11 protein-coding genes and 2 tRNA genes are annotated in these 15,218 nt (G+C 57.5%); 6 read left to right on the top strand and 7 right to left on the bottom strand.

The window, feature by feature from the left end; all coding sequences use genetic code 11:
* Positions 1–13: 13 nt before the first annotated feature.
* From JNN07_18550 to JNN07_18525, 6 genes are all read right to left on the bottom strand, one after another.
* Entirely contained in the window at positions 14–1,948 is a 1,935-nt protein-coding gene (locus JNN07_18550) for a hypothetical protein (protein MBL9169746.1), read from the bottom strand.
* Positions 1,949–1,958: 10 nt separating this feature from the next.
* Positions 1,959–2,816, bottom strand: a complete 858-nt coding sequence (locus tag JNN07_18545; GenBank protein MBL9169745.1) for a peptidylprolyl isomerase — start codon at positions 2,814–2,816, stop codon at positions 1,959–1,961.
* Positions 2,817–3,039: 223 nt separating this feature from the next.
* Positions 3,040–6,468: a protein kinase gene (locus JNN07_18540; GenBank protein ID MBL9169744.1), complete on the bottom strand. Its 3,429-nt coding sequence runs from the start codon at positions 6,466–6,468 to the stop codon at positions 3,040–3,042.
* A 10-nt stretch (positions 6,469–6,478) separates the two neighbouring features.
* On the bottom strand, positions 6,479–7,042 hold the full coding sequence (locus JNN07_18535) for a sigma-70 family RNA polymerase sigma factor (GenBank protein ID MBL9169743.1): 564 nt from the start codon (positions 7,040–7,042) through the stop codon (positions 6,479–6,481).
* Between the two features lie 170 nt (positions 7,043–7,212).
* Complete coding sequence (locus JNN07_18530; GenBank protein ID MBL9169742.1) at positions 7,213–8,040, bottom strand: hypothetical protein; 828 nt, start codon at positions 8,038–8,040, stop codon at positions 7,213–7,215.
* Positions 8,041–8,442: 402 nt separating this feature from the next.
* A tRNA-His gene (locus JNN07_18525) sits at positions 8,443–8,520 on the bottom strand.
* Between the two features lie 99 nt (positions 8,521–8,619).
* Between JNN07_18525 and JNN07_18520 the strand changes: the two genes are divergently transcribed.
* The 6 genes from JNN07_18520 (at position 8,620) to JNN07_18495 (ending at position 13,668) form a co-directional block, all read left to right on the top strand.
* Positions 8,620–8,693: transfer RNA gene (locus JNN07_18520), tRNA-Gln, on the top strand.
* Positions 8,694–8,947: 254 nt separating this feature from the next.
* On the top strand, positions 8,948–10,033 hold the full coding sequence (locus JNN07_18515; protein MBL9169741.1) for a hypothetical protein: 1,086 nt from the start codon (positions 8,948–8,950) through the stop codon (positions 10,031–10,033).
* 610 nt (positions 10,034–10,643) lie between these two features.
* The gene (locus JNN07_18510) at positions 10,644–10,874 is read left to right on the top strand and encodes a hypothetical protein (GenBank protein MBL9169740.1); all 231 of its coding nucleotides are present in this window, start codon (positions 10,644–10,646) and stop codon (positions 10,872–10,874) included.
* 180 nt (positions 10,875–11,054) lie between these two features.
* Entirely contained in the window at positions 11,055–11,399 is a 345-nt protein-coding gene (locus JNN07_18505) for a hypothetical protein (protein MBL9169739.1), read from the top strand.
* Positions 11,396–12,304 (top strand): hypothetical protein, encoded by a 909-nt coding sequence (locus tag JNN07_18500; protein MBL9169738.1) that lies wholly within the window; start codon positions 11,396–11,398, stop codon positions 12,302–12,304. Before JNN07_18505 ends, JNN07_18500 begins: the two co-directional genes overlap by 4 nt.
* Positions 12,301–13,668: a hypothetical protein gene (locus JNN07_18495; protein ID MBL9169737.1), complete on the top strand. Its 1,368-nt coding sequence runs from the start codon at positions 12,301–12,303 to the stop codon at positions 13,666–13,668. Before JNN07_18500 ends, JNN07_18495 begins: the two co-directional genes overlap by 4 nt.
* A 404-nt stretch (positions 13,669–14,072) precedes the next feature.
* On the opposite strand, the gene JNN07_18490 is transcribed toward JNN07_18495, so the two are convergent.
* The gene (locus JNN07_18490) at positions 14,073–14,594 is read right to left on the bottom strand and encodes a hypothetical protein (protein MBL9169736.1); all 522 of its coding nucleotides are present in this window, start codon (positions 14,592–14,594) and stop codon (positions 14,073–14,075) included.
* Between the last annotated feature and the right edge of the window lie 624 nt (positions 14,595–15,218).

The raw sequence follows: 15,218 nt of genomic DNA, 5'->3' as shown, positions 1-15,218 counted from the left end.
TCAACAGGAGGGTTCAGCGTTGGACAGAAGGATTAAGCTCGGTGGATTCCGCCACGCGCCGGAGTCGGAACGTGCCTTGGGCGGCGATGGGCTGACGATGCAGCCCGGTCACAGTCTCGCGATAAACGCCGGAGATCACCGCATAGCCGTAGTCAGGTGGGCGAGGGCCGTCCGCGGTGTTCCAATCACGAAACTCGAACTGAAACTGACGTGAAATGTCGAAGGCCTCGCGCTTGAAGTCCTTAAACTCCGTATTGTCGAGATTGTCGTGGTCCGGATGAAAGCGGTGGAGGTAGGGGTTCCGGGGATCCGTGGACGGAATCAGATAGCCTCCCACGTTGGTCTGGTTGATCCCAAAAAGCCCAGCCAACTGGATCTGATTGCCAGCTGGCGTCGGTGGAAAGTAGAACGCCGCCGAACTAAGCCTGCGATTGGCAGGACGCCCATCCTTGAGAATTGCGGACTGAAACTGGCTCAGCAGGGATTCCTCGGTGACCAGCACATATCGGCCCGGTTTATCAACCGCCTTCGAGCCATCGGGTTCAGTCTTATAGGTCCCATCCTGCCACATCTGCCAGACCTCATGCAGCAAGCGCGTCTGCCCCGTGGCGCTCACATGCAACAGCACGCGAAGATCAAACGTCCTCTGCACCGGGGTCGGGACATCACTGATTCCGCGCCGCTCGATCTGCAACGGTTCCCCGCTCTTCGAAGTCTGGGTCGTGACCAACTGTCCCGAGTGTGCTTCGCTCACCTGGCTCACCGAAATGACCCCCGACCAGAGTCCGCCCAACCTCGCAGCCGCTGCCTGGGCCGCAGGCAAGCCACCGGTAGGAACCACCAGACGGCGGATTCGGATTGGCAGTAAAAAGCGAGTTCCGGCGTTGTCGCGGATGTCGAGGTAGCTCGCATATCCGGCATCCGGCACCAGGCTTCGATCGGGTGCCAGGCGAAGATCCAGGGATTCCCCTTCCCCGAGGCTAGACACCAGGATCGGCGGAAGCCGATCCCATTTGACCCCCTGCTGGGGATCGAACACCCCACGAGTCAGGGCACTCGCACCGACCCGACCCTGCTCCGCGACGCTCGCATTGATTGAGTTCGCCGATCGGTTCACCACGCGGATGACTGTTTCCTTGAGCCCGCGATCGAAGTCGACTCCGTTGGGGGCGTCCGTGATCACTTCCAAGGGAGCGACGAACTGCGACGGCCCTTTGCAGAACACCCAGTAAGCGGCCTGAGGATCCATTAAGTCCGAGTCGCCGACCCGCTCCCAACGTCCCGAGGCGCCGAGCTGGTAGATAGGTTGGAGGGTTCCGTCCGCCGCTGAGTAGTGCGCCGGAGAGTTATGAAAGTAATCCACAAAACTGGGAGCCAGTTCCGCGTCAATCGGAAAACCTTTGAGATTGTAGGCATCCGCCTTCCAGCTCACTGGGCCGAAATAGGGCGTGCCGGAAACCACCCAGGTAGCGGGGGCTGACAACTGAATGAGGTAGGGCCTTCCCCCTTCGATCTGGAAAAGATTGTTGTCGAGCGATTCAACTCGATTGGTGGGGATGTGAACCAGCCATTGGTCCCGATTCCACACCGGTTCAGCCGGGTCGGCGATAAACTCGACGGAGGATGTTTTGTCCTGGGGACGCCAGACGCTCAGGATCGGCAGTCCCTGGAGAATCACCTCTGCGGTGGTATTGGTCGGTGTCAGATCGAGGTAAATGGCGTTCCAGCCCTGCCTCAGAGCGTAGCTCTGCGACAGAATCTGGCCGAACATCGAAGTGGAGCTGATGGCCAGGAAGATCAACGCCACCAGCACAGGAATAGTGCTCCGCTCCTGTCTCCAGGACTCTTCTATGGTCCGCCCAGTGCTGAGGTCATCAGAGCGCTTGGCGACTCCGCGCCCAAACCACCGGATCTTGGCGGCTCGCATGTGTGTTCGGTTCTCGTTCATGCCTTGAAATTCATGGGGTTGTTGTGGACGTGATACCGCCAGGGAGAGAAGGCGGACTGCTCGCGGGGACCTGGAGATCCAACGCCGCCAACCGGCTGCGATCCACCTCGATGGCCAACCCACGCTTGAGCGATTGATGAAATTCCTCCTCGGCATCCACGCGGCGGGAGTTTTGAAGCTGATGCTGTAATTGGTCGCGCACCTCGGCAAACGGGCGAGGTCCGGACTCTCGCTTCTCCAAGAGCCTCGCAACCTGGAACCCTACCGGACTCTCAATCACCTTTGAAAGAATACCGGGCTTCGGCAAAGCCAGAAGAGCATCGAACAACTCCTTGTCACGCCCAACCGACTCGCGGGTCAACCATCCCAGTTCACCACCGCGAAACCGCGTCGCTTGATCGTCGGAATGAAGCCGGGCCAGATCGGTGAACTGCGCCTCGTCAGCAGCCAGGGCACGTTCCGCCAGCGACTCCGCCTTGGCCTTAGCGGCAGCGCGCTTCTCGACGCTGGCCGAGCGAGGAACCGCCACTAGGATGACCGCCGCACGGATCGCCGCGGGCCTCTGCAGCCGAGGCTTTTGTAGCTCATAATGAGCCCGTAGTTCCTCCTCCGTCACCTCGGTGGCCGGCGGCTTCGCATGCGCCTCGCGAAAAGCTCCCACCACCATGGCCTTAAATCGTGCCTGCATCTCGGGGGATCGATCAAAACCTTCCGCCTGAGCGCGCACCCAGAGGGTCTCCTGCCGGATCAGATCCTCCAGCACCTCGGCCCGATCCGCCTCGGTGGGCTCCTTCAAGACGACCACGGGCCGATGCCGGCGAGCCCATTCCCGACGGAACATCTCCTCCGTAATCGGTGTGTCTCCCACCTGGGCAAGAGCGCCAGGGTGGCGTCGATGAGCCCCCCCTCCACCCGGAGCCGAGGCGCCCGGATCCCGACACGAGCAGAGGAGGAAGCAGCCTACCATCATCCCCAGGCTCCCAGCACACCTAGTCAGCCAAGTTGACAGGGCTAGCCCATGAAAGGGAACGAATGCAGCAAAAGGATTCAATCACCTTACTAAGGCGAAATGCCGCGACGAAGCTGGCCAACTATTTTTGAAGATTGAGAAGTACCGGCTCCGTTCGGGTGCCAAGCCGATCCAGTGGGGTCAACCTGACCTTGCCAGTAGATTTGTCGAGCCAAGCACTCTGGCGTAAATCGGCGGAAACCGGACAGACCCAGTGCGTGGAGGCTGTCGGGACGGAGTGAACCTCGGTGCCAGTAACGACATTCCAGAACTTCAGGACCCCTTCCCCCCCTTGGGTGACCAAGGTTCGTCCATCGGGGACGAAGGAGACGGCCATAACACCTGCAAAATGTCCCCGCAGGGCAGGCATGGCCAGCTCCCAGGTGGCCACATCCCAAATCATCACCGAACCGTCCCAGCTAGAACTCGCTAAGCGGGTGCTGTCGGGCGAGAAGGCGAGGCAATACAATTGCCAGGCGTGGCCTTGCAGGGTTGCGCCGATCCTATTCGATTTGAGATCCCAGATCCCGATTCCAAAGTTCCGAACGGCGTAAGCCAGCCACCGACCGTCGGGGGAAAAGGCGAAACGACAGCGACGCGGCACCGACTCGTTATCGACGTAGCCGGGCAGGGTGGCCCGCCGTTCCCCGCTCTGCGTATCCCACAAGCTGGCGGTGATCGAATTGTACTCCAAATCCACCAGCCAGCGTTGATCGGCAGAGAGACTAGCCAAAACCGAGTTGGTGATCCCGTTCATCTTCACCTGCTTCCGCACCTCCCCGAGCGGAAGGCCCCGCGTTTCCAGAACCCCATTCCTTCGCAAGGCCGTGAGGGAATCATCGCCAATCGCTAACCGCCACGGGCTGACGTCCTCACCGTTCAACAAGGTTCTCAAGGGCAGCGGCTTCAAGGGTTGAGCCCCCGGTTGGACCGGCAACCAGTGGAGGACCTGGTTCACGTCCACCACGCGATAATAGCGTCCATCGCCCGAGAATCCGGCCAGCATCCCGAGCGGGGGCGTGGGCAGGTCGGTGTGGGGCGGATCCGGAATCGTGGCGCTCCACCATTTAACCAGGGTGTCCTTTCCGCCTGAGATCAAGTGCTGATCATCGGCGGAAAACGCCACGGCCCAAACTTCGTTCAGGTGGCCCCGCAGGGTGGCCTCGACTTGGCCCACTTTCCCGCGCGGATCGATCGGCCAAACACGAAGGGTCTGATCGCCGCCCCCGGTGGCGATCCTCTCACCGCTATTCGAAAAAGCGACCCCCAGCAGCCATCCGGGATGAGCATCCACCGACTGGACCAACTCCCGACGTTCCAGATCGAATGTTTTTAGCCGGCCGGCCGAATCCCCCACGGCCACCAGACGGCCATCGCGCGAGGTGGCCAGCGCGGTCAGAAGCGAGCTGTCACCCAGGTTGGGTTTCCACATCACGAGTCCGGTGGCCGCTTCCAAAATCCACAGATCGCCGGCATGCATCACCGCCAGCCATTCCGCCTGTTTCCCGCAAAAACTCAGGTCTCCTTGGTTTTTCCGCAGCGACTCAGGAAGGGCAATTGACAAGACGGAATCGCTCGAATCCGCATCCACAATCCGAATTGCCGTCAAGCTCAGCAAAGCGAAGCGATGTTCCATCGGGGAAAAAGACACCCCTTTCCAATTCCCAGGATAGGAGAACACCTCGATCCAGGTGGAGGTGTCCCGCACAATCGCCGCCTTCTCAGTCAGGTAGACCAACAGTTGTCCGTCGGATGACAGATCCAAACTCGAGCGAGTGGACTGATGTTCCAAGGCGGGGAAACTGTGCAAGAGCGAACCGGAGCTCCGATCCCAGATCCGCACATCGCCAGGACAGGAGGAGGCCGCAATCCAGTCGTCGTTACCGGGGGATCTAACAGCGGCGACCATGCGGTGATGCGCAAAAGAGGAAATCTCCCGTCCGTGCGCCAGATGCTGCAGATAATACCATTCAAAACCTCGGATATCCCCTGAAGGAGGATTGGACCGGGGATTGACAGTGGGCACGTAGCGATCCAGCAGGTTCATCGCTTGGCCAAGGTTACCGGCCTCGAGCGCCACCGAGGCGACCTTCATGTCGGCAGAGTAAGCTCGAAAAAGCGTTTGATGCTGGGCCTGCTCCGCCTCTTGACGAAGCAGGCGCTGCAAATGCTCCGCCCGCAACGCCCGCCGCCATTGCCAACCGGACACCGCCAGCCCGAAAACAAAAATCAGTCCCACCGTGGCAAGAAACCCAACCATCAGCCGATTCCGCCGTATAAAACGTCCGAAGAGATATCCCGAAGTCGGAGGACGAGCCTCCACGGGACGGTGCGCCAAATGCCTGTCGAGGTCCTGGGCGAGGCTGTTGGCAGTCGGGTAGCGATGCTGCCGCTGCTTGGCCATGGCTTTGAGAACGATCCAGTCGAGATCTCCGCGCAGGGCGGAAACCAAGCGATCCGCAGTCTCCCCCCGCTCCGACGCCACGGCTTCTAAGTTGGCAGCTTCCAAGGCGACAAGGCTCGAGGAGGGTCGCGGAGGCTCCACCTCCAAAATCCTTCTCCGCATCGCCGCCAGCCCACCCGAGAGCAGCCAGGGGGTGGCAAAGGGCGGTTGTCCGGCCACTAGCTCATACAGCAGCACCCCCAGTGAATATACATCCGTGCGCGTATCCAGATCCGGCCGCCCCTCGGCCGCCTGTTCCGGACTCATATAGGCCGGGGTTCCCAGGACGCCATCGAGAGCAGGATTCGATGCGGTCAAGGTATGGTATCCCCCCTCGTTGCCCTCCTCGGAGGTGGCTTTGGCGATCCCGAAGTCGATCACCTTGGGCACAGGACGGGAGTCATCGACCGAAACCACCAGAATATTGGAGGGTTTGAGGTCGCGATGAATGATTCCCTTCTGGTGAGCGTGCTGAACGGCGTGACACACCTGAACGACCAGGCGAAGACGCTCAGCGACGGACAGGTTCCGACTGTTGCAGAAGTCGGTGATACGTTCCCCCTTCACCCACTCCATGACGAAGTAAGGGCGGCCTTGCGGGGTCATCCCGGCATCCAAAACCTTGGCAATGTTCGGATGGTCCATGCGCTCCAGGACCTTGCGCTCCAGCTCAAACCGGGCGAGCACCGAACGGGAATCCATGCCCGGCTTAATCAGCTTGAGGGCCACGCGACGCCGCACCGGCACCGATTGCTCCGCGAGATAAACAATGCCCACCCCGCCCTCTCCCAATTTGTCTAGGACCGTGTAAGGACCGAAGCGTCGGCCCTCCCAATTGTCATCCCACAGTTCAAGCGTGGGCTGGGCGGAACTAACTTCGCCTTGGAACAGCTTAACCTCCCCCGCCCGATCGTGAGCCATCAACAATTCCTCAACCTCCGTCTTGATCTTCAGCGATCCAGCGCACGCCTTCTCGAGAAAAGCCTGTCGCCCCGTGTTATCCGGCATCTCGAGAGCTTCGTCGAAAATCGAACGGATTGTCTGGAACTCCTCCATGTGAAGACTCATCTCCGGTGAGCTATCCCCCCTGCTCTCGTTTGATCTCCCGATACAGCCAAGCCCGGGCGAAGCTCCAGTGCCTGCGCGCGGTGCGCTCAGGAATGCCTAAGGCCAGGGCTGCTTGGGAGTTAGTGAGTCCGACAAAAAATCGGAGAGTGATGAACCGCGCCACCTCAGGATCGTGAGTGGCAAACGCCTCCAGGGCTTGGTTGACCGCCAGCAGAGTATCGTCGTCCTCGGCGATGGCGGGAATTTCCAATTCGGCGACATCCAGGGGAACCGCACCGCCTCCTCGTTTGACAGAATTTCGCTGGCGGGCGCGTTCGATCAGAATGCGGCGCATCGCTTCGGCCGCGGCGGAGAAGAAATGGCCATCGTTTTCGAATCGAGGGGGATTATCGCTTCCCATTAACCGGATCCAGGCTTCGTGCACCAGAGCCGTGGGCTGCAATGTGCCCGGACGCTCCGTCAAAAGCTTGCGCGCTGCCAACGTCCTGAGTTCATTGTACACCAAGGGCAAAAGTTCCTCGGCTGGGAGCGCCTGAATGGCGGCGTGGCCTCGAGGAACACCCGAACTTTGCATCGATACGTCCACTGGGAAGAATACTAACCAGTCGGGCGACCGATGCAAACTGCCTTTTGTGAGAAATCTGCATCAGGCTTTTGTCCCCAAAACCAGCAGGACGCCAGTCACTTCCGATGGAGGCGGGGCCAGTATTCCGCAGAGCGCGCTCGCCCCTGTCTTGCTCGCCCTTACTTCTTCACGAGGGGCTGTTCGTTCCCCCCGTTTTCCGACCAAAGTTTACGAACCAGATCATAGCCGCTTTGGTCGTAGAGCTTTAAATCGCCGCGGTCGAAGGGAAAATGATCGTTGCCGGTGAACCAGATGCACGACAGCTCGGCGAAGTACTCCAGGTGGTTCACCGTGGCGTAGGTCTCCTCGAGATTGGTTCCATCGGACTTGCGAACGTTGCGATAGAGCCCTTTGTCCTTGGCGCTGTTGTAGGCCATGAGGATGTCGGCCCGGTTCTCCGACCATTGCTCCAGATGCCAGGCATGGGAAAGCTCGTGCAGGAGGAGTTTCAGGGAGCCAAACTCGGTCATGGAGTTGAAATGTTTGGCTGAGTAGATGACGACACTGCCGCCCATGCGAGGATCGAGATTCTTGAAGTAGCGCGGAGCCGCCTGAGCGAAGAACTGAGCCCCTTCGGATTTACCATCGTGGGTCGATTGCTCGCCAAACATCAGAAAGATGGGAACCGACTGGAGGCGACGGACCGCATGACTCGGGAGCACATCGCGCACTTCCTTCAGCTTAACTTCCAGGCGGGCGATGGCCTTTTTGGCGGTCGCCGGATCTTTGTCCAGCATCTCCTGCTCCACCAACACGGACCATCCCGAAACGCGACGGCTGAAATAATCGCGCAGGGGGTGAGCGTAGTCGACGAACTTGCGAGTCGCCACCGGCCGGGCGGAGGCGCTCGGAGTAGCGGTGAGGTTGGTCGACGAGGTCGCAGCAGAGGCACCCAGAATCCCCACGAAGAGGGAAACGAGCGCCAAGATCCATCGCAGTTGCGGCATGGATGAAGATAATTGACCAGCCTGACATCGGCACTCCAGCCAACCACATCCCCACGCCTACGTAGAACTACGGTGCTCCCCCTCGGTGCCCCCCGGAGGTTCATCCCTCCCCCTACCCCCCAGGCCTGCTCGCCACCCCCAATCTCAACCACAACACATTAATTGAAAACAGGTTAGAAACACGATCACCGCGAAACACCTGCAGAGCGAAACTTCGGCATGATCCGGCTTCGCGACCGATCCTAGCGAGGACGCCAGCAGAGAGGTCTGTCCCTTGTGGATGGGGCCTGGCTGCGATTGGCGTCGGTCGGCATGGAACACATGGGGGGGTACGGGCCAGGAGGATGAAAATCCTTACGAAGCGGGGTTAGGCGCGAGGGGAATGGGGCAAGGAAAGGAAGATGGGGTGACTGACGGGATTTGAACCCGCGACATCCAGATCCACAATCTGGGGCTCTAACCAGGCTGAGCTACAGCCACCAACCAGGGGCGAGAAGGTAGATACCCTGGGCGAGGTCGTCAAGATCGCACAATCTTTTTCTTGGCGGGTGCAGTTGGGTCGTTTAGTTTCATCCCGTCTGTCCGGTGGTGTAATGGTAGCACAAGGCCCTTTGGAGGCTTTTGTCATGGTTCGAATCCATGCCGGACAGCCATTGATTCTGGAGCAAACACGGAGATTTCCCCCAGCGACGAGATCGCCCGCACAGTTTCCGCACAGATTCCCATCACCCAGGAGCGTTCGGATGATTCGTTCCCTAAAACGATTCGGTTCCGCAAATCCGAGTGTAAGATCTATGGGAAGACCGAGTCTTATCCCTTCTTCCGTGTCAGTGGTTACGTAGAAGGCAAGCGCAAGGTCACAAGCTACTCAACCTTCCCAGAAGCTAAGGAGGCGGCAGAAAAGCTCGTGCGAGATTTAGCCAGTGGCAGCACGGCTCCAGCTCTCACGAATCAGGAGGCGTCCGATGCCCTGGCAGCGCTGGAGCAATTGAAAGCGTTTCGTGAAGCGACCGGACAACGGGTCTCCCTGGTGTTGGCGGTCTCGGAGTATACTCGAGCGGCAGGGAAGCTGATAGGTTACACCATGAAGGAGGCAGTCGAGGGATTCATGAGCTCGGTCGTTACGGTCAAGCGAGTCGAGCTCAAGCAGGCCATGGAGGAGTTCATCGAACTGCGGAAGGCTAAGACCATCGCGAAGGATGGCAAGCGACCCAGGCTCTCGGCAGAATACCATTATCTGGCATCGCTTTGGCTGCGTGAATTCGCCAGCACCTTCCCAGGCCTGAACGTCTGCGAGTTAGCCAAGGATCACGTCGCCTCCTACATGGCTCTCCACATTGGAGCGTCTCCGAAGACTCGTAACGCTCGGCGGGGAGTGGTGAAAATGTTCCTTCGATGGGCGGTGGAGAAAGACTACCTGGCCACGAATCATCGACTGTTCGAGAGCGGAGACATCAAGCATGAGCCAGCGGATCCCGAGGACATTGATTTTTACCGGGCAGAAGAGCTGGCAGCGCTGCTGGCTTGCGCGAGCGAGGAACTCCGACCGTTCTTGGCCTTGGCGGGTTTGGCTGGGCTGCGAGAGAAGGAAATCATGCGGCTCACCTGGGAAGATATCTTCCGAGTTCCGGGTCACATCGAGATCGCAGCATTTAAGGCGAAGACCAGAAGCCGACGCCTCGTTCAGATTTGCCCTGCCCTGGCTGAATGGATCAAAGGCCACGAAATGGAGAGCGGGCCTATCTGGAAGAAGTCATACGACATGTTCCACATCGACTTCGGAAAACTGCGCGAACGGTTGAAGATCCCGAATCGACGCAACGGCCTGCGGCACTCATTTGTCTCGGCTCACTTCGCACTGTATTCGAACGAGGGACAGACTGCGGCTCAGGCGGGAAACAGCCCCACTATGGTCCATAAGAACTACAAAGGCTTAATGACAAAGGCGGATGGAGAAGCCTGGTTCAATGTCACACCCAAGCTGGCGAAATAGCGCACACACCTGAGCCACAACCGGAAACAGAAAAACATGTTGACGCCCCGTAGAATGAGGGGTTTTAGCACTACAGGCACACTTGGATTTTTTGTTAAAAAAAACTCTTGCTGCTTGGAAATTGTATCGCCATTGAAAGTATCGGAACGCAACAAAGCGCTCTAAAAAGTAATTAGTCACATCGTCATCTATGACCCAAGATCCAAAACAAGAAACAAGCGAACACGGTTCAGAATTCATCTCAGCAGCTCAGGTCCTTCAACGTGTGCCAGTGTGTCAGCGGACACTTCACAACTGGACCAAATCCGGCAAGGTTCCTTCGGTCCGTTTGCCTGGATCGCGCCGGGTCATTTATCACTGGCCAACGGTTCGGGCCACTCTCCTTAGGAACACCATCTGACCCATCCTGCTCCTGTCCCCCTAGTCGTCCCTGTCCTGTCCGTTTGCTCTGGTTGCTCCTAGTCACCTAGGGGCCAAGGTTGAATCAACGTCATGGATAACCGCGCAAGAACTACGTACTTGAAGGGAGAACGAAGGGCAGAAAGGGGGCTCAAACGGATCTGATACAATGGCACCTTAAAGACCCAGTTGGGTCACCAAGTTAATCCATATGAAACGCAAGAAAGACAGCCACCAGGCTGAACGAAACAACATCGAAGGTTACATCAAGACACCTGAGCTAAGAAGGCGCTTAGGGCTAAGCAAGAGGGTCGTTGCTCGCTGGATCCATGAAGGGATTCTGCCAGCTATTCGCCCACCAGGAGGAAGAGCTTTCATCTTCGAATGGAGAACCGTTCGGGAAGCTCTTGCCAAGTTCCAAGTCACAACCAAAACCGTATAAAGAAAGACTAAAAGAATACCTAGAAATAGAAAGGCCCTGGCCGATGTTAGCGCACCGGACCAGAGCCATAAACCGTCGGAATCAACTGTTGCCAGGACCGTAGAAGCTACTGCCGAGTATAGCAAGCTAAGACCGTTACCGGAAGAATTCGAGCAGGCTGGTCATAGCCTTAAGCGCCTGATGCGACAGGGCAACGTAGCGCTCTACGAACGAAAGCTGCTGGCCTCAGGAGCTAGGCCACACTGGGAGCTGGTCAGAATCAAGACCCTCAAGGCCAGCGTCATTCACGGCAAGGAGTATCCCAGGAGAGAGGTATATCCAAAGGACGAAGACTGGGGAACGCTCGGATGGACCCTGGTCTCTCTCGATGATGCCAAGGAGCGCTTTGCTGCCTTGGTTGCCAGCTATCAGAAGCCTAAACTTACCCCCACCCTTGACCCACTGTATTCGACTTTATCGCTCGGCAAGGTCAACACAGCGGACAGCGCTTGCGATGCCTTGGTGAAGGAAGGGGGTAAGGAATGAGCGAGCAAACGTTCCCCTCATTTCTGGTAGAGATGGTCCAGAACGCGCCCAAGGCGGGCTCTGGAGTTCATAGCTGGCTCTTCTCGGCGGCTCGACATCTGCACCATCATTTTCCTGACAAAGAGGATATGCGCGAGTTTATAGCCAGCTGCGTTGAGAGATGCGGAAGACTAGTTCCCACCTCGGAGATAGATGACGCAATAAGGAACAGTGCTCCGGTAGCTTGGCGGCCAACGGGTAGCTCAGGGCAAAAGAACTACCAGCCGGAACGACGGTGGCCAAACGTGGACCCCAAAGGCCTTGAAACCGTTCTGAAGCAGGGTGGCGGTCTCGACCGTCTACACGAGCTGTCGGCAGCTACATCGGCCCTGATCAAAGCGAGGGCGGATGAATTGATCGGCTGGCTATTTCCAGGAAATCCACTCCTATGTTGTAGCTGGCGCACTCGATGCTTTGACACCCTTGAACGCGAGGAATGGGGAGAACGACTAGCCAACATGCAGTTCATAGTCCCGAATCCCATGGCAGCTAAGTCGGGACTCACTAAAGATGGAAGGACTTCGAAGCACACGCTAAACAACACGGGGCCGCGACGCTTCCTAGTGGTTGAGTTCGACCAGGGCAGTCTAGATTCCCACGCCACCATTCTGACCCACCTTGCCACATTCGCCCCGTTGATCTGCGTTGTCTTCTCAGGAAGCAAGTCGTTGCATGGCTGGTTCCTGGTAGAGAACCAAGCGGAGGCTCTTGTATTGCGGTTCTTTCGGTATGCGGTCTCGCTGGGGGCCGACAGCGCCACCTGGTCGCCCTGTCAGTTTGTAAGAATGCCAAATGGCCTAAGAGAGAACGGAAAACTGCAAGAAGTTCACTTCTTAAACCTCGCGCCCTTAAAGGAGGTGGCATGAACGAGACTATTCAAGAGCCCATCATGCTCGAGGCTCCCGAAATAAAATCATCGTCTGATCCTTCAAAGCCATCAGTTGACGCTTACTACGACGTGAAGACGAAAGAGTTTCTACTAAAGAACGAAGGCGGTCGCTGGTTCGGGCATAACGAAAACCAGTTCAAGAGGGTGCTACGAAGTTTGGGTTACTCGACCCGCTTCGAAGCCTCCAGCATCTCGGAAGCAGATAGTGTGATTCTAGAAATCCTGAACACGAAGGACGTTCATTTCTCAGGTCCTCTAGCCGGTTACAAAGAGGGATTCTACGTAGCAAACGGCACGCGGTTCTTAGTGACATCCGAGCCCAAAATTATCACGCCGATTGAAGGAGCGTGGCCCACAATAAACCAATTGATCAGCGGCTTATTAGAGTCCACCGAGGAAGGGATTGATCAACGTCACTATTTTTACGGCTGGCTCAAGGTAGCCTATGAGTCGCTTGTTGCTGGAGAGCCAAGGGCTGGCCAAGCCCTGGTGATTGCGGGGGAGCGTGGTTGCGGCAAGAGTCTATGCCAAGCCATCATCACTGAGATCTTGGGGGGACGGTCAGCGAAGCCCCACGCTTACATGTGTGGAACCACGGCGTTCAATAGTGACCTTTTTGGAGCAGAGCACCTGATGCTTGAGGATGAGCAGGCCAGCACGGACATCCGAGCAAGACGCAACATGGGGGCGCACATCAAAAGCATAACTGTTAACCCCACGCAAAGACTCCACGCAAAGGGGCGCGACGCCCTGGTGGTGAAGCCTTTTTGGCGTCTTTCCATCAGCCTCAACTCGGAACCTGAGAATCTGATGGTACTACCTCCTATCGACGATAGCCTTAGGGACAAGCTAATCCTCCTACGTGGATACAAAAAACCCATGCCAATGCCCACCGCTACTAATGAGGAAAGACGAGCCTTCATGACTGCGTTGGAATCCGAGTATCCAGCTTTTGTACATTTCCTGGTTAACTACGACATTCCTCCAGATCTTCAGTGCCAGCGGTTCGGGGTGACTCATTACCACCACCCTGAAATCCTTGAGGCAGTCGATAGCTTGTCGCCTGAGATGCGATTGCTCTCCTTGGTTGATGGCGAATTGTTCAGCTCCGGAACAGCCGAAACCTGGAAGGGCACGGCTGAGGAACTGGAGCGGAGGCTGACAAGACCAGATAGCCAGTGCGCTCATGAAGCCTCTCGAATCCTTCACTACCACACCGCTTGCGGAACTTACCTAGGACGCCTGGCAGGGTGTAAGCCAGAGCGGATAGAGCAACAGCGGACGGCCAAGAAGCGTTTGTGGCGAATCAAACCGCCAGACGACCCGGATCCTGAGGAGTGACGGCATGACGCCAATTTGCTAACACCCCACACCCAGCAGCGCTCTCCCCCTTCTCTCCTTCGTGTGTTTATGACATTAAAAATATAACGTCATGCCGTCATCTACAACGAGGGAGCGAGGCCGGGAGCGTTGCCCGGGTCAAAGGGGAGTGGCATCCGCCGCCCTTAGAGGTTCGAAACGGAAGCATTTGCCCGACCTTCCGCTGTCTCCACCCGCCCAGCCAATCAAAGCGCCTCGTAGCTCTGTGTACACATACAAAGCGAAGGCTTTAGAGGCCTATTCCTGAGGCTTGTTTTGGCCTGAAGCTCCAGGGCGCAGAAGGCTGGAGAGTCAATGGACGGCCAGAGCTTGCGAGCGCTCTAGGCGACCGGTTGCCCGAAAGCCTGGTGTTTAGCCCTATGGTCCTAGGCTCGCTTCGTTTGCCCTAAGCTCTTGATATCAAGAAGGCCCTGGTAGATAGCGGCTTCAGGGTCAGGGCTGGGAGCGTCCAGGCCTTCATAACTTCGGCGTGCGTTTGCAAACCCTTCCAGCTTGGTCTGATGCGTCTTAAGCTGGATCTGTCCAGGCAGAGGCAAGCGCTTCAGATCATGGATAAGCCTTCGCAAGTGCTTATCGACTTTGCGCCTAGCGAGCTTCTCAGGGCCTTTGCGCTTGTTTGGCAAGGTCACTTGGCGAGCTCGAGCCAGCTGGGGTGGGTAAGGAGGGAAGGAGCCAGTAGCTACTGCCTTGGTTCGCTTGGCTTCAGCCTTAGCCCAAAGCTCCGGATGTTGAGCCTTTAAGCGCTCATAGGTTTCCCAGTCCATCCTCACAGCCCTAGCGGCGTCCTGTTCTGCCTTGGTGTCTATGGGGAGCGCTAGGGGTGTCTTGTTAAAGAGTCGCCATAGGAGCAACCGGACACGACGATTGGCTTGGGGCTTGGGTGCCATAAGGGGAGTTTACCAAGCAGCGGCTAGACCCGCCTCATACCCCCTTGCAATATACGAACTGGAGGCCTATGGTTCAGAGGAAGGAAAGGTCAATAGCAACGACTTATGAAGATAAAAGAGGGAAAAGTTCCGGCGCTGATAAACGAACCAGCGGTCGCTTAATCAAAGTTCGGCAGCTAACACAGATCTATGATTCACTACCGGATCATTTCTGGGATTTGGATAGCAGCTGGAACGGTAGGGCTGGCTTTCGAGGGTGTTGACGTGGTGCGGAGAGTACGGACCGGGATTGGGCTTGCTGGTGCCACCTACTTTGACTGCGTCGTTTCGCTGTCTGCTTTGGTGGTTGGTATCTGCCTCCTGCGCCCCAACCATTGGGCACGAGTGCTGGCGGGCGTCGTTTCTATACTTTTCTGGACCTATTGCGGCAGTCTTCTCGTAGTGCTTGGCGGATCTTTCGGTCCATTGGCGATGTCCGCAAATTGCCTAGGGATCGCACTCGCGGCTTACACACTTCTGGTCGTTTGGAGTGTCGCGGCACCTCCTGGCCTAGCACACTGCCGAACCAGATCGTCGACCGAACCGCCGCCAGCATCGGATTTTCTCACATGATCAAAGACCCTA

The sequence above is a fragment of the Verrucomicrobiales bacterium genome, from assembly GCA_016793885.1.
Lineage (GTDB): Bacteria > Verrucomicrobiota > Verrucomicrobiia > Limisphaerales > UBA11320 > UBA11320.
Note: the sequence above shows the minus strand (reverse complement) of the source record. Positions and strands in the feature narration are given on the sequence as shown.

Excerpts from the sequence above, each read along its gene's own strand:
- JNN07_18550 (MBL9169746.1), bottom strand. The coding sequence starts at position 1,948 with ATGAACGAGAACCGAACACACATGCGAGCCGCCAAGATCCGGTGGTTT.
- JNN07_18540 (MBL9169744.1), bottom strand. The coding sequence starts at position 6,468 with ATGAGTCTTCACATGGAGGAGTTCCAGACAATCCGTTCGATTTTCGAC.
- JNN07_18535 (MBL9169743.1), bottom strand. The coding sequence starts at position 7,042 with ATGCAAAGTTCGGGTGTTCCTCGAGGCCACGCCGCCATTCAGGCGCTC.
- JNN07_18530 (MBL9169742.1), bottom strand. The coding sequence starts at position 8,040 with ATGCCGCAACTGCGATGGATCTTGGCGCTCGTTTCCCTCTTCGTGGGG.
- JNN07_18510 (MBL9169740.1), top strand. The coding sequence starts at position 10,644 with ATGAAACGCAAGAAAGACAGCCACCAGGCTGAACGAAACAACATCGAA.
- JNN07_18505 (MBL9169739.1), top strand. The coding sequence starts at position 11,055 with ATGCGACAGGGCAACGTAGCGCTCTACGAACGAAAGCTGCTGGCCTCA.
- JNN07_18500 (MBL9169738.1), top strand. The coding sequence starts at position 11,396 with ATGAGCGAGCAAACGTTCCCCTCATTTCTGGTAGAGATGGTCCAGAAC.
- JNN07_18495 (MBL9169737.1), top strand. The coding sequence starts at position 12,301 with ATGAACGAGACTATTCAAGAGCCCATCATGCTCGAGGCTCCCGAAATA.
- JNN07_18490 (MBL9169736.1), bottom strand. The coding sequence starts at position 14,594 with ATGGCACCCAAGCCCCAAGCCAATCGTCGTGTCCGGTTGCTCCTATGG.